At 71.7% G+C, this 17,637-nt stretch carries 15 protein-coding genes and 1 pseudogene; 11 read left to right on the top strand and 5 right to left on the bottom strand.

Features of this window, described 5'->3' with window-relative positions:
• Window positions 1–52: 52 nt before the first annotated feature.
• The 3 genes from purS to purL are packed head-to-tail and all read left to right on the top strand — an operon-like array spanning window position 53 to window position 3,461.
• Window positions 53–337: a phosphoribosylformylglycinamidine synthase subunit PurS gene (purS, locus tag Q0283_RS02985; RefSeq protein WP_010143893.1), complete on the top strand. Its 285-nt coding sequence runs from the start codon at window positions 53–55 to the stop codon at window positions 335–337.
• The gene (gene purQ / locus Q0283_RS02980) at window positions 337–1,128 is read left to right on the top strand and encodes a phosphoribosylformylglycinamidine synthase subunit PurQ (protein ID WP_010143895.1); all 792 of its coding nucleotides are present in this window, start codon (window positions 337–339) and stop codon (window positions 1,126–1,128) included. The genes purS and purQ overlap by 1 nt, the downstream gene beginning before the upstream one ends.
• Complete coding sequence (gene purL, locus Q0283_RS02975) at window positions 1,125–3,461, top strand: phosphoribosylformylglycinamidine synthase subunit PurL (RefSeq protein ID WP_298042811.1); 2,337 nt, start codon at window positions 1,125–1,127, stop codon at window positions 3,459–3,461. Before purQ ends, purL begins: the two co-directional genes overlap by 4 nt.
• Window positions 3,462–3,603: 142 nt before the next feature.
• Here the strand turns inward: purL and Q0283_RS02970 are convergent, their stop codons facing one another.
• Both Q0283_RS02970 and Q0283_RS02965 read right to left on the bottom strand, forming a co-directional pair.
• On the bottom strand, window positions 3,604–4,053 hold the full coding sequence (locus tag Q0283_RS02970) for a nucleoside deaminase (protein WP_255459790.1): 450 nt from the start codon (window positions 4,051–4,053) through the stop codon (window positions 3,604–3,606).
• 105 nt (window positions 4,054–4,158) lie between these two features.
• Window positions 4,159–4,470, bottom strand: a pseudogene (locus Q0283_RS02965) (DUF952 domain-containing protein); the annotation flags it as partial.
• 110 nt (window positions 4,471–4,580) lie between these two features.
• Here Q0283_RS02965 and Q0283_RS02960 point away from each other — a divergent pair.
• The 4 genes from Q0283_RS02960 (at window position 4,581) to fmdA (ending at window position 8,039) form a co-directional block, all read left to right on the top strand.
• Entirely contained in the window at window positions 4,581–5,459 is an 879-nt protein-coding gene (locus Q0283_RS02960; protein WP_183530020.1) for a DUF1206 domain-containing protein, read from the top strand.
• Window positions 5,460–5,658: 199 nt separating this feature from the next.
• Window positions 5,659–6,351: an AmiS/UreI family transporter gene (locus Q0283_RS02955; RefSeq protein WP_183530022.1), complete on the top strand. Its 693-nt coding sequence runs from the start codon at window positions 5,659–5,661 to the stop codon at window positions 6,349–6,351.
• Window positions 6,338–6,631 carry an FmdB family zinc ribbon protein gene (locus tag Q0283_RS02950; RefSeq protein WP_010143900.1) on the top strand — a complete coding sequence of 98 codons (294 nt, stop codon included), beginning with the start codon at window positions 6,338–6,340 and terminating at the stop codon, window positions 6,629–6,631. Before Q0283_RS02955 ends, Q0283_RS02950 begins: the two co-directional genes overlap by 14 nt.
• Before the next feature lie 151 nt (window positions 6,632–6,782).
• A complete protein-coding gene (fmdA, locus tag Q0283_RS02945) occupies window positions 6,783–8,039 on the top strand; it encodes a formamidase (RefSeq protein WP_183530024.1) in 1,257 nt (418 codons plus the stop codon).
• A 69-nt stretch (window positions 8,040–8,108) separates the two neighbouring features.
• On the opposite strand, the gene Q0283_RS02940 is transcribed toward fmdA, so the two are convergent.
• Both Q0283_RS02940 and Q0283_RS02935 read right to left on the bottom strand, forming a co-directional pair.
• Entirely contained in the window at window positions 8,109–8,429 is a 321-nt protein-coding gene (locus Q0283_RS02940; protein ID WP_010143902.1) for a putative quinol monooxygenase, read from the bottom strand.
• A 29-nt stretch (window positions 8,430–8,458) separates the two neighbouring features.
• Window positions 8,459–8,890 carry a CoA-binding protein gene (locus Q0283_RS02935; protein WP_183530027.1) on the bottom strand — a complete coding sequence of 144 codons (432 nt, stop codon included), beginning with the start codon at window positions 8,888–8,890 and terminating at the stop codon, window positions 8,459–8,461.
• Between the two features lie 163 nt (window positions 8,891–9,053).
• Between Q0283_RS02935 and Q0283_RS02930 the strand changes: the two genes are divergently transcribed.
• Window positions 9,054–10,586: an aldehyde dehydrogenase gene (locus Q0283_RS02930; RefSeq protein ID WP_183530029.1), complete on the top strand. Its 1,533-nt coding sequence runs from the start codon at window positions 9,054–9,056 to the stop codon at window positions 10,584–10,586.
• A 135-nt stretch (window positions 10,587–10,721) separates the two neighbouring features.
• Here Q0283_RS02930 and Q0283_RS02925 read toward each other — a convergent pair whose 3' ends face one another.
• Window positions 10,722–11,681, bottom strand: coding sequence for an oxygenase MpaB family protein (locus Q0283_RS02925; protein ID WP_298042799.1), 960 nt, complete (start codon window positions 11,679–11,681; stop codon window positions 10,722–10,724).
• Window positions 11,682–11,885: 204 nt separating this feature from the next.
• Here Q0283_RS02925 and Q0283_RS02920 point away from each other — a divergent pair, with 204 nt between their 5' ends.
• The 3 genes from Q0283_RS02920 (at window position 11,886) to Q0283_RS02910 (ending at window position 17,566) form a co-directional block, all read left to right on the top strand.
• Window positions 11,886–14,690 carry an HAD-IC family P-type ATPase gene (locus Q0283_RS02920; RefSeq protein ID WP_298042796.1) on the top strand — a complete coding sequence of 935 codons (2,805 nt, stop codon included), beginning with the start codon at window positions 11,886–11,888 and terminating at the stop codon, window positions 14,688–14,690.
• A 108-nt stretch (window positions 14,691–14,798) separates the two neighbouring features.
• Complete coding sequence (locus Q0283_RS02915) at window positions 14,799–16,049, top strand: NAD(P)/FAD-dependent oxidoreductase (protein ID WP_298042794.1); 1,251 nt, start codon at window positions 14,799–14,801, stop codon at window positions 16,047–16,049.
• A gap of 128 nt (window positions 16,050–16,177) precedes the next feature.
• Window positions 16,178–17,566 carry an NAD-dependent malic enzyme gene (locus Q0283_RS02910; protein ID WP_183529545.1) on the top strand — a complete coding sequence of 463 codons (1,389 nt, stop codon included), beginning with the start codon at window positions 16,178–16,180 and terminating at the stop codon, window positions 17,564–17,566.
• Window positions 17,567–17,637 lie beyond the last annotated feature (71 nt).

The raw sequence follows: 17,637 nt of genomic DNA, 5'->3' as shown, positions 1-17,637 counted from the left end.
GCCGGACTAGAATGGGGCAAGCCCTCCCGCTGAACCCTTGGAGAACTCCCCCATGCCCACGATCGTCGTCGACGTCATGCCCAAGCCCGAGATCCTTGACCCGCAGGGCAAGGCCATCGCAGGCGCCCTCCCCCGACTGGGATTCACCGGCTTCGCCGCGGTCCGCCAGGGCAAGCGCTTCGAGCTCACCGTGGACGGCGAGGTCACCGACGAGGTCCTGGCCCACGCCCGCGAGGCCGCCGAGCAGTTGCTGTCCAACCCGGTGATCGAGGACGTCGTGAACGTCGAGGTCCTGCCCGACGCCGCGGGCCACCCGGCCGAGGGGCCGACGGCCTGATGAGCACGGACCTGCCCCTCATCGGAGACTTCTCCACGGCCGGACCCGTCCTCACCGGGGCGCGCGTCGGCGTCGTGACCTTCCCCGGAACGCTCGACGACCGGGACGCGGCCCGCGCGGTGCGCCTGGCCGGCGGCGAGCCGGTCGCCCTGTGGCACGCCGAGACCGACGGCGGCGCGGCCCTGTCCTCGCTCGACGCGGTCATCATCCCCGGCGGTTTCTCCTACGGCGACTACCTGCGCGCCGGGGCGATCTCCCGCTTCGCCCCGCTGATGGACGCGATCATCGCCGCCGCCGGCGGACGGGACGGGTCCGGGAGCGGACTGCCCGTGCTGGGCATCTGCAACGGCTTCCAGATCCTCACCGAGGCGCACCTGCTGCCCGGGTCGATGATCAAGAACGACCACCTGAAGTTCATCTGCCGCGACCAGGCGCTGCGCGTGGAGAACAACGCCACCGCCTGGACCCGGGACTTCGGCACCGGTGAGGAGATCACCGTGCCGCTGAAGAACCAGGACGGCCAGTACGTGGCCGACGAACACACCCTCGACGAGCTCGAGGGGGAGGGTCGCGTGGTGTTCCGCTACGTCGGCTGGAACCCGAACGGCTCGCGCCGGGACATCGCCGGCATCTCCAACGCCGCCGGCAACGTGGTGGGACTCATGCCGCACCCCGAGCACGCGGTGGAGGCCGGGTTCGGCCCCGACTCGGACCACGGCATGCGCATGGGCACGGACGGACTGGGGGTCTTCACCTCGGTGCTGGCCTCGATCGCAGGAGAGACGAAGTGACTGACCAGACGAGCCGACAGGCCACCGCGACGTTCAACATCGACACCGTCGAGCACGCCGCGCAGACCCCGGACACCGAGCTGCCCTGGGCCGAGCTGGGGCTGAAGCAGAACGAGTTCGAGGAGATCGTGAGGATCCTCGACCGCCGCCCCACCGCGGCCGAGCTGGCCATGTACTCGGTGATGTGGTCCGAGCACTGCTCCTACAAGTCCTCCAAGGTCCACCTGCGCCAGTTCGGCGAGAAGGTCACCGAGGAGATGAAGAAGGACCTGATGGTCGGGATCGGCGAGAACGCCGGCGTGACCGACCTCGGGGACGGCTGGGCCGTGACCTTCAAGATCGAGTCCCACAACTCCCCCTCCTACGTGGAGCCCTTCCAGGGAGCCGCCACCGGCATCGGCGGCATCGTCCGGGACATCATCTCCATGGGCGCGCGCCCGGTGGCCGTGATGGACCCGCTGCGCTTCGGCGCGATCGACCACCCGGACACCGCTCGCGTCATGCACGGGGCCGTGGCCGGGATCGGCAGCTACGGCAACTCCCTGGGCCTGCCGAACATCGGCGGCGAGATGGTGTTCGACCCGATCTACCAGGGCAACCCGCTGGTCAACGCCCTGGCCGTGGGGGTGCTGCGCCATGAGGACCTGCGCCTGGCCAACGCCTCGGGCGTGGGCAACAAGGTGGTCCTGTTCGGCGCCCGGACCGGCGGCGACGGCATCGGCGGCGCCTCCGTACTGGCCTCCGAGTCCTTCGACGACGCCAAGCCCTCCAAGCGCCCCGCCGTCCAGGTGGGCGACCCGTTCGCGGAGAAGGTACTCATCGAGTGCTGCCTCGAGCTGTTCAAGGACTCGCTCGTGGAGGGCATCCAGGACCTCGGTGCCGCCGGCATCTCCTGCGCCACCTCCGAGCTGGCCTCCAACGGCGAGGGCGGCATGAACGTGGAGCTGACCTCCGTGCTGCTGCGCGACCCCACCCTGACCCCGGGCGAGATCCTCATGTCCGAGTCCCAGGAACGGATGATGGCCGTGGTGACGCCCGGGAACGTCGAGGCGTTCGAGGCCGTCATGGCCAAGTGGGACGTGGAGTACTCCTGGCTGGGCGAGGTCACCGACGACAACCGCCTGACCATCACCTGGAACGGCGAGGTGATCGTCGACGTCGACCCCCGCACCGTGGCCCACGACGGCCCGGTCTACGACCGGCCCTATCACCGCCCGTCCTACCAGGACGCGCTCGTGGCGGACACCTTCCGCTCGGCCGTCGACGCCGGTCGCGTCCCCGCGCTGCCGGGCACCGGTGACGAGCTGCGCGCCGCGGTGCTGGAGCTGATGTCCTCGCCGAACCTGGCCGACGTCTCGTGGGTGACGAGGCAGTACGACCACTTCGTGCAGGGCAACACCGCCATGGCCGCCCCGGACGACGCCGGCGTGGTCCGGGTGGACGAGGAGACCGGGATGGGCGTTGCCGTCTCCACCGACTGCAACTCCCGGTACACCTACCTGGACCCGTACGCCGGTGCGCAGCTGGCCCTGGCGGAGTCCTACCGCAACGTGGCCACGGCCGGTGCGGTGCCCAAGGCCGTCTCGGACTGCCTCAACTTCGGCTCCCCCGAGGACCCCGAGGTGATGTGGCAGTTCGCCGAGGCCATCCGCGGCCTGGCGGACGCCTGTCAGCAGATGGGCGTGCCCGTCACCGGCGGCAACGTCTCCCTGTACAACCAGACCGGTTCCACGCCCATCCACCCCACCCCGGTGGTGGCCACCCTGGGTCAGTTCGACGACGTCTCCCGCCGCACCCCGTCCGGATTCCACCGTGACGCCGACGGCCAGGCCGTGTACCTGATGGGCGTCACGCGCGACGAGCTGGACGGCTCCGAGTTCGCCCGGCTGCGCGATCACCTCGGCGGCGTGCCCCCGCAGGTGGACCTGGCCACCGAGAAGCTGCTCGGCGAGCTGCTGATCAACGCCTCCCGGGACGGGATGATCGACGCCGCCCACGACCTCTCCGAGGGTGGGCTGGCCGCCGCGCTGTCCGAGATGGTGCTGCGCTTCGGCGTCGGCGCCCGGGTGTCCCTGGACGAGGTCATGCAGCGCGACGGCGTGGACGCCTTCACCGCCCTGTTCTCGGAGTCGCAGTCCCGCGCGATCGTGGCCGTGCCGCGGACCGAGGAGGTCCGGTTCAAGGACATGACCACGGCCCGCGGCTTCCCGGTGGCGCGGATCGGCGTGGTGGACGCCGCCTCCGGGGCACTCGAGGTGCAGGACCAGTTCGTGCTGCCCCTCGAGGAACTGCGCGAGCGCTGGGCCGCCACGCTGCCCGAGTACTTCGGCTGACCCAGCGGACCCACCCAGGCAGCGCGGCCGGCCCGCGCGATGACCATCAGGTGCTGGATCCGTCGCTTTCCCCGCGCGGGGAGGGCGACGAATCCAGCACCTGATGCGTTCCGGGCACCCGGGCACGTCCCCGGTGGGTGCCTCAGTACTCGGTACGGTCGGCGTTCTCCTGCCATGCCTCGAACGGCGCGGTGGAGCCCGGGACGGCCCGGTGCACCAGCGGCATCAGCCCGTCCCTGTCCGGGGACTCGAGATAGTCGTAGAAGGCCGCGTCGTCGAAGCCCGCGGCGGCGGCATCGTGACGGTCGGCGGCATAGACCACCCGGTCCACCCGCGCCCAGAGCGCCGCGCCCAGGCACATCGGGCACGGCTCGCAGCTGGCGTACAGCACCGCCCCCGAGAGGTCGAAGGTGTCCAGCCCGCTGCAGGCCGCGCGGATCGCCGTGACCTCGGCGTGGGCCGTGGGGTCGTTGGTGGCCGTGACCCGGTTGGCACCCTCGAAGGCGCGACCGTCCGCGGTCACCACCAGCGCCCCGAACGGGCCCCCGTCCGTGGCCGCGTTCGCGGTGGCCAGGGCGATGGCACGGGACAGGTGGAGCGCATCGTCGTCCGCACCGGCGACGGCCTCTCCGGAACCGTCCGCGGCGGCCGGGCCGAGGCCGTGCTCCGACCTGACGACCGGGTCGACGCGGGACACCGCGGCCACCGGCAGCGGTCCGCCGTAGACGTGGGGGAAGCGTTCGGAGTCCGGGTCGGCGGGGTCACCGGGCTCCCTGACCACGCTCAACCCCGCCGCGGCCAGGGCCGCCTCGTCCAGTGTCAGCACCACCAGGGGTTCGCCCACGTCCGCGTAGAAGCGCGTGAGCACCGCTCGGACCTGTTCCGGCCCGTCGCTGGCATGCAGGAAACCGACCTCCTCGATCGAGGCGCCGCGGGTGGACCGGTCATAGGTCCCGGTCCGCTGGGCCTGGTGCCAGTCCTGCCGGAACGCGATGTGCTGGATGACCATGGCCCCAGTCTGACAGCCCCCGGGGGGTCGTCAACGGGCGGCCCTGACCGGGGGCCGCCGTCGAGCCGGCCGCCGTGGTCCCCCGGAAGCCACGGGTCTACCCTGTACCCATGACCCCCGAGTCCGCGTCCGCCTCCCGCCCTGCCGACCGCGTGCGACGGACGATGCGGAAGCATGCGCCGACCGGGGCCGCCCAGGCCCTCGACGAGGCCTCGGACCGCGCCGAGGAGGTCACCCGCCATCCCTGGTTCCGGAAGGCCGCCCGTGTCGGCCATGTCGCGAACGGGATCCTGCACATCCTCATCGGCCTGATCGCCTGGAGCCTGGCCTTCGGGTCGGCACCCCAGGACGCGGACCAGTCCGGCGCGATCCAGCTGCTGACCACCAGCCCGCTGGGCGTCGGCCTGGTCTGGCTGTGCGCCGCCGGCTGTGTCCTGCTGGGCCTGTGGTACCTCAGTGAGGCGATCTGGGACCGCCGCTCCGCCCTCGACGGGGTCAAGGACGCGGGCAAGGCCGTCGTCTACGTGGCGATCGGGGTGATGTTCACCGTCGCGGCGCTCGGCGGGCGACAGGACTCCGGGGAGTCCACCAGCTCGGCTTCGGCCGCGCTCATGTCCCATCCGGTCGGTGCCGTGCTGCTGGTCGTGGCCGGACTGGTCATCATCGGCATCGGCGGATACCACGTGTACTCGGGGGTGACCCAGCGGTTCATGAAGGACCTGCGCTCCTCGAGCCGGCGTGAGGTCTCCCGCGCGATCCGCGTGACGGGCACCATCGGGTACGTCGCCAAGGGCATCGTGCTCGCCCTGGTGGGGCTGCTGTTCGTGGTCGCCACGCTCCAGCGGGACCCCGAGGACGCGACCGGGATGGACGGCGCCCTCAAGGCCCTGCTGGACCAGCCGCTGGGCCCCGTGCTCCTGGCCTGCATCGGCGTCGGGCTGATGCTCTTCGGCGTCTTCGCCTGCATGCGTTCCCGCTACGAGGCCTAGGGCACGGCCCCAGCCGGGCCAGGGGCGGCGACCGGCGACCGACGACCGACGACCGACGACCGACGACCGACCATTGTCGCAACCGTTGCGCCGTGCCTAACGTGGCGTGCATCACATCCCCTCGCACGGTCCGAGGGCTGCGGCGTCTCCGCTTCACCCCGCCGCCCGGCCGGGCCTGCTCGTCTCCCAGGAGCGCTCCATGGGCAGTGTTGGTCTGCTGTACGTGGGGGCGGTGTTGTTCATCAACGGCCTGATGCTGCTGGGGCTCGTCCCCGGCAAGGCCGCCGCCCCCATGAACTTCTTCGTCGGCATCATGCAGGTGGTGTTTCCCACCATCCTGCTCGTCCAGGCCGAGGGTGACCCCGCGGCCATCCTCGCCGCCTCCGGTCTCTACCTCTTCGGCTTCACCTACCTCTACGTCGGCCTCAACCTCACCTTCGGTCTCGACGGCGAGGGCGTGGGGTGGTTCTCCCTGTTCGTGGCCGCCATCGCCGTGGTGATGGGCATCCTCCAGTTCACCGTCGTGGCAGACCCCGTCTTCGGGGTCATCTGGCTCCTCTGGGCCGTGCTCTGGCTCATGTTCTTCCTGCTGCTGGGACTCCGGCGGGAGTCCCTCACCGCGGCCACCGGGTGGTTCACGGCCATCATCGCGCACCTCACGGCCACCATCCCCGCCGTACTGCTGCTCATGGGCGAGTACCGCAGCACGTGGACGTGGGCCACGATCCTGGCCGTGGCCGGCGTCGTCGCCCTGGTCCTGTCGTTCCTGCTCGGCCGGCGCGGTCCGCTCAGGACGCCCCCCGAGCTGCAGGACACCGGACCGGACCACACCCTGCGCGGCCCGGCGGACAGTGACCCGCGGGACGGGGGGAGGCGCCGTGCCGCTGTATGAGTTCCGCTGCCCGGAGGGCACCGTCCTGGAAGCGTCCTACAGCATGACCTCCGTGCCCGATGCGGTGGACTGCCCGGACTGCGGGGCTCCCGCGGCCCGGCGCATCACCTCCGTGCGGCTCTCCCGGGCCGGTTCCGCCGCCTACCGGCTCATCGAGTCGTCCCAACGCAGCGCGGCCGAACCAGAGGTGGTCACGGCACTGCCCGCGGCCGGCCGCAAACCGCGCGAGGGCCCCCGGTACACCGGCAATCCCCTGCACCGGAAGCTGCCCCGGCCCTGACCCTGACCCCAGTGCAGCGGTACCGGCGCCCGGCGCCCGCCGACCCGCGCGCCGCGCCCCTCCTCGACGCGTCACGCCGGCGCCACCCTCCCCCGCTCTCCCTTCCCACTCTCGTTACCGTTCTCGTTCCCACAGCAAAGGATCCGTCACCATGCCCGACAACATCTTTCCCCTCGACTCGGCCAAGTCCTTCGAGGACCAGGAGAAGCTCGGCCACAACCGCTGGCACCCGGAGATCCCCCCGGTCGCCACCGTCAAGCCGGGTGACACCTTCCGGGTCGACTGCCGCGAGTGGTTCGACGGCGCCATCGTCAACGACGACTCCGCCGAGGACATCCTCAACGCGCCGCTGCTCACCGTGCACAAGCTCTCGGGCCCCTTCGCCGTCGAGGGAGCCCAGCCCGGCGACCTGCTGATCGTGGACATCCTCGACGTCGGCCCGATCCCCCAGGAGGACAGCGGCCCGCTGGCCGGCCAGGGCTGGGGGTACACCGGCATCTTCTCCCGGAACAACGGCGGTGGGTTCCTGACCGACCAGTTCCCGGACGCCTACAAGGCCATCTGGGACTTCAACGGCCAGATCGCCACCTCCCGGCACGTCCCGGAGGTCCGCTTCGAGGGCCTCATCCACCCCGGCCTCATGGGCACGGCGCCCTCGGCCGAGCTGCTGGCCAAGTGGAACAAGCGCGAGGGCGACCTGATCGCCACCGACCCGAACCGCGTGCCCCCGCTCGCCCTGCCGCCCGAGGCCGAGCACGCCGTGCTCGGCGGGCTGGACCGGGGCGAGTGGCAGCGCGTCGGCTCGGAGGCCGCCCGGACGGCACCACCGCGCGAGAACGGCGGCAACCAGGACATCAAGAACCTGTCCAAGGGCACCCGGGTGTTCTACCCGGTGTTCGTGGACGGCGCCAACCTGTCCATGGGCGATCTGCACTTCTCCCAGGGCGACGGGGAGATCACGTTCTGCGGCGCGATCGAGATGGGCGGGTTCATGGACCTGCACGTCGACCTCATCAAGGGCGGCATGGAGACCTACGGGGTCAAGGAGAACGCCATCTTCATGCCGGGCCGGGTGGATCCCCGGTTCAGTGAGTGGATCGCGTTCTCCGGGACCTCGGTGACGCTGGACGGCGAGCAGCGTTACCTGGACTCGCACCTGTCCTACCAGCGCGCCTGCCTGCACGCGATCGACTACCTGGTGAAGTTCGGCTACTCCCCCGAGCAGGCGTACCTGCTGCTGGGTGCGGCCCCGATCGAGGGCCGGCTCTCCGGAGTGGTGGACATCCCGAACTCGTGCTCCACCGTCTACATCCCGACCGCGATCTTCGACTTCGACGTGCGGCCCAGCGCCAGCGGACCACACCAGGTCGATCCGGGGATCGGCGCCCCGAAGGCGGCCAACGCCTGATCACAGCACGAACTGAGGGCAGGGACGGGCGACCGTCCCTGCCCGCACGTTGCAGGGTGCACCGTCCGCTCAGTCGACCTGCAGCTCGCCCATCCGGTCCCAGCCCTCACCCTCGACCTGGCGGCTGACGATCCTCGGGGTGGCGGCCAGCACGGGGCGCATCGCCTCCAGGCCCGCCGTGAAGTGCTCCGAGGACACGTGCGCCTCCCCGGCGCCGTCCTTGAACGCCTCGACGAGGACGAACTCGTGTGGGTCCTCCACGCTGCGGGACCACTCGAACCACAGGTTGCCCTCCTCGGCACGCGTGGCCCGCGTGTAGTCACGGACGCGATCCATGAAACCGTCCACGTGCTCGGGCTTGACCTGGAATTTCACGACGATGAAGATCATGGCCCCACCCTAGCGGCGGCCCGGGGAGGTCAGTCGCCACGCAGCGAGGGGGTGGCCCGCACCTCGATGACCGGGCAGGTGTCCATGACCACGTCCAGCCCGGCGGCCGCCGCGCGCTCCGCCGCCAACTCGTCGATGACCCCGAGCTGCAGCCACACGGCACGTGCGCCGACCTCGATCGCCTGGTCCACGATCGCCCCGACCTTGTGGGAGTTGACGAAGCAGTCCACCACGTCGATGGTCCCGGGCACATCCGCCAGGGTGCGGTACCCGGTCTCCCCGTGCACCTCCTGGGCCCCGAGGTTCACCGGGATGATCTCCATGCCCAGCTCGTCCCGCAGGAATCTCGAGACCCCGACGGCGGCCCGGCGCGGGTTGGGCGTGAGTCCGACGACGGCCCAGCGGGCTCCCCGGTCGGTCAGCAGCCGGCGGATGGTCGCCGGGTCATTGGTGTGTCCCATGGCTTCACGGTACCCCTGTGAGCGCGGACACATGCTGGGTAGACTCCGGGCCTGTGAGACCGGGCACGCGCGGCATCCGGGGCGCTCGCCACCGCGATGCCGGACACCGGCCGTCCCGCCCCCACCTGTGATCCCTGCCCCCCACCCCCAGGAGGACTGACCCATGACGACCGAGGCACCGCAGGACGTGCAGGCCGGCCCGGACCTGCCCGAGGCACTGCGCCACGCGCGGCACTACATCGATGGCGGCTGGGCCGCCGCGACGTCCGGATCCGGCCGGATCGAGGTCCTGGACCCGGCCACCGGCGAGGCCATCGGGTCGATCCCGGACGGCAGCCCGTCCGACGTCGACGCGGCCGTGGAGGCCGCCCACCGCGCCTTCGTCGACGGCCGGTGGTCCAGGCTCCCCGGCAGGGAGCGCTCGCGCGTGCTGATGCGGGTGGCCGACCTGATCCGGGAGCGGGCCGACGAGATCGCCCGGGTGGAGAGCCTGGACGTCGGCAAGCCCATCAGCCTCGCCCGTGCCGTGGACGTCACCACGGCGGCCGACACCTACGAGTACGCCGCCTCGTTGGCCCAGCACCTGGACGGGGCGGTCCGCCGCACCCCTCTGCCGGCCCACGCCTACACCCAGCGGGAGCCCCTCGGGGTCATCGCGGCCACCACGCCGTTCAACTTCCCGCTGATCCTGTCCACCTCCAAGATCGCCGTCGCCCTGGCCGCGGGGAACACGGTGGTCCACAAGCCGGCGGAGGAGACCCCCTTCTCGGCGCTGCTGATGGCTGAGCTGCTCACCGAGGCGGGCGTCCCGGACGGGGTCTACAACGTGGTCACCGGTTACGGTTCGACGATCGGTGACGCCCTCAACGGGCACCCCCGGGTCGCCAAGGTGGCCTTCACCGGTTCCACCCAGGTCGGGGCGCACGTCGCCGAGCTGGCCGGCCGCAGCCTGCGGCCCGTCACTGCCGAACTGGGCGGCAACGCGGCGAACATCGTCTTCGCCGATGCCGACCTCGGCAAGGCGGTGGAGACCGCCATCTCGGCCTTCGTCTTCAACACCGGCCAGTTCTGCATGGGTGGACCGCGGCTCCTCGTCGAGCGGCCGGTCTACGACCAGGTCCTCGAGGCCCTCGCGGGCGCTGTCCCGCACGTGCCCTTCGGTGACCCGCGGGACCCGGGCACGGTGATCGGCCCGCTGGCCACCCGCCGCCAGTTCGAGAAGGTGCGCGAGGCCGTGGATCAGGCCCGGTCCAGCGGCGCGCGCGTCGTGGTGGGTGGGGAGGCAGCCGAGATCGACGGCGGGTTCTTCTACCGTCCGACGGTCCTGGCCGACGTCGACAATGCGGCCGACGCCGTCCAGCAGGAGATCTTCGGTCCGGTGCTGACGGTCCAGCCGTTCGACACGGAGCAGGAGGCCGTCGACCTGGCCAACAGCACGGACTTCGGCCTCGCGGCCGGGATCCAGACCGGGGACATCTCGCGCGCCCACCGGGTGGCGGATGCGCTGGAGGCCGGGATCGTCTGGGTCAACGCCTGGGGCCTGCTGGACCCGTCCATGCCGTTCGGGGGCGTCAAGGCCTCTGGCTGGGGCCGGGAGAACGGGCCCGAGCAACTGGCGGAGTACACCCGGACCAAGTCGGTCATCATCGCCCTGGACCCGGCCCCCGCCACCGAGCGGTCGGCGGGGAGGTCATGAGCACCGCCGCCCAGGCAGCCGTCACGGGGCCCGGTCGTGCCCGCTCCGCCGTGCACGAGATCGGACAGGACGTCGTGCTGAGACGCCGGGCACGGCTGGTTGCCCGGGCAACGGCGGGGCCTCGCGGCTCGTCCGCTACCGTCCGGTGTCCGCGTCCGGAAGCACACCCAGCCGGATGAGCCGGCGCCGGGCCGCCTGTTCCGAGGGGCCCGGCCCGGACAGGGCCGCGCCCACCACGGCCAGGGTGGCGCGGCCGCCGGCACGGGTCAGCCGCGACACCGGTGTGGCGCGCAGGCCGAGCAGGTCCCGGTAGCGGGCCGGCAGGGTGTCCACGACCGCGGTGAAGAGCGCCCGGTAGCCCCAGCCGAGCTGGCCGGGCAGCGGCGGGTTCCGCAGGACCCCGAGGACCTCGGTGACCCGGTCCCCGCCGGCCAGCTCGCCGGCGTCGTCGAAGGCCTGCAGCCGGTCCTTGAGCTGCTGGCGGGTGGTCGGCGGGTCCTGCACGCCCATGAGTGATCCGGCGACGGACCACTCACGGACGTAGTCATCCGCCCCGCCGGCGGTCGGCACGGGGCCGATGAAGTCCTCGTGCGCGGCCAGGAAGGCGTCCGTGAAGGCCAGGTGCACCCATTCGGCCAGGTGCGGGGCGTTGGCGGAGTACCGCCGTTCCTCCCCCGCCCCGTCCTCATACCGCCCCCGCACCGGCACGTGCAGCCGGCGGACCTCGGCGCAGGCCTGACGGGCCGCGCCGGTGGAACCGTAGGTGACGGAGAAGATCCAGCGGATGGTCCCCGCGAGCCGTTGCAGCGGGTCGGCCCGGTAGTCCGAGTGCTCGGCCACCCCGGCGAGCGCACCGGGGTGCAGCGCCTGGACCAGCAGGGCGCGGATGCCTGCCGCCACGGTGGACATCGACCCGTGGACCGCCCAGGTTGCCGAGTCGTGGGCGAAGTACCCGGCGTCATCACCCTGTTCGAGGTCCAGTTGCCACTGCGGGACTCCCGCGTCACGTTCACCGGAGAAGGTGTGGACCAGGTCCGAGCGCATCCTGGACAGCAACCGGCCCGGCAGGATGGCCGCGGGGTCCGGTGCCTTCATGACGCCGACTGTACGGCAGCCCGGGCCACCACGGGGCACCGACGGTCCGGCCTCCGTCTCCGGGATGACCCGGAGCGGGCCCGGATTCACCCCGCAGGTTGACCCCGTGCGGGACACGCGGCCACTACATTGGAGGGCATCGCTGCAGGTCGGCTCCCGTCCGGCTGGCCATTGCCTGCCGCCCGACCCAGGGAGACAATCAGCGTGAGCAACCCGGCCAGCACCGGTACCGGCGGACCCGCCACGGAGGAGGACACCATCCAGGACCTCCCCGGCGCAGGCTCACCCGCGGACCCCCACGCCGCCACCCCCGCCGGCTCACGGACTCCTCGGGTCGGCTCCCCTGCCGCCGCGGTGGCCGGTGGAGCGGAGCACCCCGACGTGCGCCGTCGTCACCACCTGCGCCGGCGCGGACTGGGGGCGATCGCCCGCCCGGACGACGAGGCCCTCGCCGCCCGCGGCCTGGACGAGTCCGCCGTCGCGGAGCGGATCGGCAAGGGGCTGACCAACCGCCAGCCCCGGGACACCTCCCGCTCGATCTGGAAGATCCTGCGCGTCCACGTCCTGACGATGTTCAACCTGGCCATCGGCGCCTGCGCGGTGGCGATCATCGTGCTGGGCCGCTGGTTCGACCTGGTGTTCTGCCTCGCGGCCGTGGCCAACGTGATCATCGGCGTGGTCCAGGAGTACTCGGCCAAGCGCAAGCTGGACCAGATCGCCCTGCTGCACCAGGACGCCGCCCACGTCATGCGCTCCGGCGAGCGGCAGGAGGTGCGACTGGAGGACATCGTCCTGGACGACGCCGTGGTGCTGCGGCGCGGGGACCAGGTCCCGGCGGACGGGGTGATGCTGAGGGCGGACGGCCTGGACATCGACGAGTCCATGCTGACCGGGGAGTCCGATCCGGTGGGCAAGCTGCCCGGGGACGTGGTGCTCTCCGGTTCGGCCGTGCTCTCCGGGCACGGGGTGTTCCGCGTCTCGGCCGTCGGCGCGGACTCGCACGCCTCGCAGCTCGCGATCGAGGCCCGCACGTTCTCCAAGATCCCCTCGGAGCTGCGTGGGGCCCTGGACACGGTCGCCACGTGGCTCACCATCGCCCTGGTGCCGATCGTGGCGATCATCCTCAACGGCCAGGTCCAGGCGATCGGCGGCTGGACGTACGCGGTGCAGAACAACGCGATCGAGCCCGCGGTCGTGGCCTCCGTCGCCGCGATCACCTCGATGATCCCCCAGGGGCTGGCCCTGATGACCACGATCTCCTTCGCGGTGGCCGCGCTGAAGCTGGCCCAGGACCAGGTCCTGATCCAGGAACAGCCGGCGGTGGAGATCCTGGCCCGGGTGGACACCGTCTGCCTGGACAAGACCGGCACGCTCACCGAGGGGCGCGTCGTCTTCGACGGGGTCACCGACCTCTCCGCCTCCCGCCAGGTGCACGACGACGGCGCCCGCGTCCTGGCCTGGTTCGGCGCCGACGTGAATGCCAACCCCACGGCCCTGGCCCTGCGCGAGGCCTTCCCGCACGTCCCCGAGGAGGCGCCCTCGGCGCAGGTGCCCTTCTCCTCCGCCCGGCGCTGGTCCGCCGTCGCCTTCGGTCCCGGGGGCGGCGCCCGCCCCCCGAGACCCGGTTCCGCCCCGCACGGGGCGTGGGTCCTGGGCGCCCCGGAGGCACTGCTCGACGGGAACTGCTCCGAGGGAACGGACACCCACCGGATCGAGGCCCTCTGCCAGGAGACGACGGACCGGGGGCTGCGCACCATGCTGCTCTGCCGGTCGGACACTCCGGTGGCGCCCGGTGCGTGGTTCGGGACCGGGGGGCCGACGTCGGGACCGGGCCCCGGGCCCGCCACCGACACCGGGCCCGCCACCGGGACCGGCAACGGCCGCCGGACCGGTGAGCGACTGCCCCGTGGGCTGGTCCCGGTGGCGTTGCTGACCTTCCGGGAGAAGGTCCGCGACGACGCCCACGAGACCCTCGAGTACTTCCGCGCCCAGGGCGTGGAGCTGAAGATCATCTCGGGGGACAACCCGCGCACCGTGGCCGCGGTCGCGCGCGAGGTCGGGATGACGCTGCACGGGGACGGTTACGACGCCCGGCACCTGCCCGAGGACGACGATCGACGACGGGAGGTCCTGGACACCCACTCCGTGTTCGGCCGGGTCACCCCCGACCAGAAGAAGGGCATGGTCAAGGCCCTGCAGGACGCCGGGCACGTGGTGGCGATGACCGGGGACGGCATCAATGACGCCCTGGCCCTGAAGTCCGCGGACCTGGGCATCGCCATGGGCAACGGCGCCCCGGCCACCAAGGCCGTGTCCCGCCTGGTGCTGCTGGACAGCCGTTTCTCCCGGTTGCCGGCCGTGCTGGCCGAGGGGCGTCAGGTGATCGCCAACATCGAGCAACTGGCCCACCTGTACCTGACCAAGACCGCCTACGCCGTGCTGTTCGGCGTGGTGTTCTCGCTGCTGGCCTGGCAGTACCCGCTGCTGCCGCGGCAGGCCTCCACCGTGGACTTCCTGATGATCGGGCTGCCCACGTTCTTCCTGGCCCTGGCCCCCAACCAGCGCCGTTACGTCCCGGGGTTCCTCGGCCGCGCCCTGCGCTTCGCCATCCCCTCCGGGGTGGTCATCCTCGTGGGCCTGCTGGCCGTGAACGGTTATGCCCGCTGGTTCACGGAGGAGGTCTCGGTCCGGCAGGTCCAGACCGCCTCGGTCATCACGCTGACCCTGATGGGCCTGTGGGTGCTCAACCTCATCTCCCGGCCGATGACCCGGTGGAAGCTGGTGCTGGTCGGTTCCATGTACGTGCTGCTGTTCCTGGTCCTCACGGTCCCGGCCTCTCAGGAGTTCCACCAGTTCGAGTACCCGCCCACGGACCTCACCGTGACCGCCGTGGCGACCGGCGCGGTGGCCTGCGTCCTGCTCGAGGGCATCCACCAGGTCCACCGGTCCTGGCTCCACCGCTCGGGGACCCACCGGGCGATGTCCGGGACCGTGGGCCCGACCGGCTGAGAGAGCATGGGGGCCACCCATGGTGGTGGGGTCGTCGCGGCCCGTGGTCGAATGGTCGGGCGGCCCCCTCCGGGGCCGTAGAGCCCCTCCACCTCCCACGGAGTCACGATGCCCCTTGCACCCCCAGAGCGAACCGCCGACGTCCTCGTGATCGGCGGTGGCAACGCCGGGATCTCCCTGGCCGCCCGGCTGCACCGCAAGGGCATCGCGGACATCGCCGTCGTGGAACCCAAGTCCACGCACCACTACCGGCCGATGCTGTCCTACGTGGGCGCCGGGCTGAGGACCACGCGCCAGATGTCCCGTCCCCAGCACCGCGTGATGCCCCGCGGTGTGCGATGGGTGCAGGACAGCGTCCGGGCCCTGGACCCGGTGGCACGGACCGCCACCCTGTCCTCGGGCGAGCGCCTCGGCTACCGGGACGTCGTGATCTGCGCGGGCTCGGCCCCGGACTGGGATCACGTGCCCGGCAGCGCCGAGGCAGTGGCCGGCCCGCACGCCTCCACGAACTACACCGTGGAGCTGGCCCCCAAGACCTGGGAGCTGATCCGCGCACTGCGCCGCGGACGGGCGCTGTTCACCATCCCGGACGGCCCGGCCCCCACCCCGCAGATCGGGCAGAAGATCCTCTACCTCGCCTGTGACTACTGGCAGCGCCAGGGCGTGCTGCAGGACATCGAGGTGACCCTGCTGACGCCCACCGGCACCCTGTTCGGCCAGCCGGACGTGGACCGGGTCCTGCAGCCATGGGTGGATCGCTACGGGATCACGGTCCTGACGGACGCGCACGTGCGCTCCATCGACGCCGGCGCCCGCCGGCTGCACGCCACGGTCGACGGGACGCCCCGTGACCTGCCCTACGACCTGCTGCACCACTCCCCGGTCCACGCGGCACCGGCCTGGATCGCCGAGGCCGGACTGGGCACCGCTGCGGGCGGGGAGGCGGTGGCGGGCGTGGAGTCCACGGCGGGACCGGGAACGTCCGCGGCCGGCTACGCGGACGTGGATCCGCACACCCTGCGCCACCGGCGGGTGCCCACCGTGTGGGCCTGCGGGGACGCGGCGGCCCTGCAGACCACCTCATCCGGGGGCGGGCTGCGCCACCAGACCAAGGTCCTCGCCGCGAACCTGCTGGCCACCCGGGAGGGCCGCGAACCCACCGCCCGGTACGACGGCTACACCGTGACACCCGTGACCGTGCAGCGGGGGCGGGCGGTCTTCGCCGAGTACGACCGGGACAACGAGCTGGCGCCCAGCATCCCCGGTGTCCCGCTGCTGGGCCCGAGCCGCGTCCTGTGGTTCCTCGACCTCGAGTTCCTCCCGAAGGATTACTGGAACGTCATCCTCAGGGGTTTCTAGGGCGCGACAGCGTGACGACACACGACTGAGCAGTAGGTCTGCCCGCCGATAGACTCGGCCTCGATCAGGACTGGTCCGTCGGCCATGGAGCAGACGACCATTCGGCCCTCTCCTACGAAGGAGCTCTCATGGCAGCACCCAGCCCCGGTTATTCCATCACCCTGCAGGTCAAGGCCCCCGCGTCCTTCACCGCGACCTCCGACCTGACCGCAGAGGTGGCCGCCTCCGGTGCTGCCATCACCGGCCTGGACGTGGTGGAGTCCCACCACGAGTACATGATCGTCGCCGTCAGCTGCAACACCATCGACGCCGGTCACGCCGAGCGCGTGCGCCAGGCCCTGGACGCCCTGGACGGGACCGAGGTCCTGGAACTCTCGGACCAGACGTTCCAGCTGCACGAGGGCGGGAAGATCGAGACCACCCTGCGGGTGCCGCTGCGCACCCGCGACGACCTCTCCCGGGCCTACACCCCGGGCGTGGCCCGGGTCTGCCAGGCCATCGCGAAGGACAAGGACCTGGCCCGTCAGTACACCGTCAAGAAGAACACGGTCGCCGTGGTCACCGACGGCACCGCGGTGCTGGGCCTGGGGGACATCGGCCCCGAGGCCGCGATGCCCGTGATGGAGGGCAAGGCCGCCCTGTTCAAGCAGTTCGCCGGCGTCGACGCCTGGCCGGTGGCCCTGGACACCAAGGACACCGAGGAGATCATCTCCATCGTCAAGGCCATCGCCCCGGCCTACGGCGGCATCAACCTCGAGGACATCTCCGCCCCGCGCTGCTTCGAGATCGAGGCCCGCCTGCGCGAGGAACTGGACATCCCGGTGTTCCACGACGACCAGCACGGCACCGCCATCGTGGTACAGGCCGCGCTGACCAACGCCCTGAAGCTGACCGGCAAGAAGATCGAGGACGTGCGCATCGTCGTCTCCGGCGTCGGCGCCGCCGGCACCGCGATCATCCGCCTGCTGATGGCCTCGGGCGCCCGCCACATCGTGGCCGCCGGCCGGGCCGGGGTGATCGAGCGCGGCTCCACGCACACGGACTCCAACCGCCAGTGGCTGGCCGACAACACCAACGCCGGCTCCTTCTCGGGCACGCTCAAGGAGGCCGTGGTCGGGGCCGACGTGTTCATCGGCGTCTCCGCCCCGAACCTGCTGGACGAGGCGGACATCGCCGCCATGAACGACGGGGCCATGGTCTTCGCCATGTCCAACCCGGACCCCGAGGTCGACCCCGCCGCGGCCTCCAAGCACGCCGCCGTGGTGGCCACCGGCCGGTCGGACTTCCCGAACCAGATCAACAACGTGCTGGCCTTCCCCGGGTTCTTCCGCGGGCTGCTGGACGCCGGAGCCTCCGATATCACCGACGAGATGCTGGTCGTGGCCGCCGAGGCCATCGCCTCCTGCATCTCCGACGAGGAGCTCAACCCCGGCTTCATCATCCCCTCGGTCTTCGACCCCGAGGTCTCCGAGCGCGTGGCCCAGGCCGTGGCGGCTGCCGCCACACCGCGTAGCTGATCCCTTTCCCGGGACCGCTGGGATCCCCGGATCCCCCGGCCCGGGTCCTGGCGGCCGGCGCCACCGTCGCC

Source organism: uncultured Citricoccus sp. (genome assembly GCF_937871995.1).
GTDB lineage: Bacteria > Actinomycetota > Actinomycetes > Actinomycetales > Micrococcaceae > Citricoccus.
This window is presented reverse-complemented; position numbering and strand designations above follow the sequence as displayed.

Excerpts from the sequence above, each read along its gene's own strand:
- purS (WP_010143893.1), top strand. The coding sequence starts at position 53 with ATGCCCACGATCGTCGTCGACGTCATGCCCAAGCCCGAGATCCTTGAC.
- purQ (WP_010143895.1), top strand. The coding sequence starts at position 337 with ATGAGCACGGACCTGCCCCTCATCGGAGACTTCTCCACGGCCGGACCC.
- Q0283_RS02960 (WP_183530020.1), top strand. The coding sequence starts at position 4,581 with ATGACCCCCGAGTCCGCGTCCGCCTCCCGCCCTGCCGACCGCGTGCGA.
- Q0283_RS02955 (WP_183530022.1), top strand. The coding sequence starts at position 5,659 with ATGGGCAGTGTTGGTCTGCTGTACGTGGGGGCGGTGTTGTTCATCAAC.
- fmdA (WP_183530024.1), top strand. The coding sequence starts at position 6,783 with ATGCCCGACAACATCTTTCCCCTCGACTCGGCCAAGTCCTTCGAGGAC.
- Q0283_RS02940 (WP_010143902.1), bottom strand. The coding sequence starts at position 8,429 with ATGATCTTCATCGTCGTGAAATTCCAGGTCAAGCCCGAGCACGTGGAC.
- Q0283_RS02935 (WP_183530027.1), bottom strand. The coding sequence starts at position 8,890 with ATGGGACACACCAATGACCCGGCGACCATCCGCCGGCTGCTGACCGAC.
- Q0283_RS02930 (WP_183530029.1), top strand. The coding sequence starts at position 9,054 with ATGACGACCGAGGCACCGCAGGACGTGCAGGCCGGCCCGGACCTGCCC.
- Q0283_RS02925 (WP_298042799.1), bottom strand. The coding sequence starts at position 11,681 with ATGAAGGCACCGGACCCCGCGGCCATCCTGCCGGGCCGGTTGCTGTCC.
- Q0283_RS02915 (WP_298042794.1), top strand. The coding sequence starts at position 14,799 with ATGCCCCTTGCACCCCCAGAGCGAACCGCCGACGTCCTCGTGATCGGC.
- Q0283_RS02910 (WP_183529545.1), top strand. The coding sequence starts at position 16,178 with ATGGCAGCACCCAGCCCCGGTTATTCCATCACCCTGCAGGTCAAGGCC.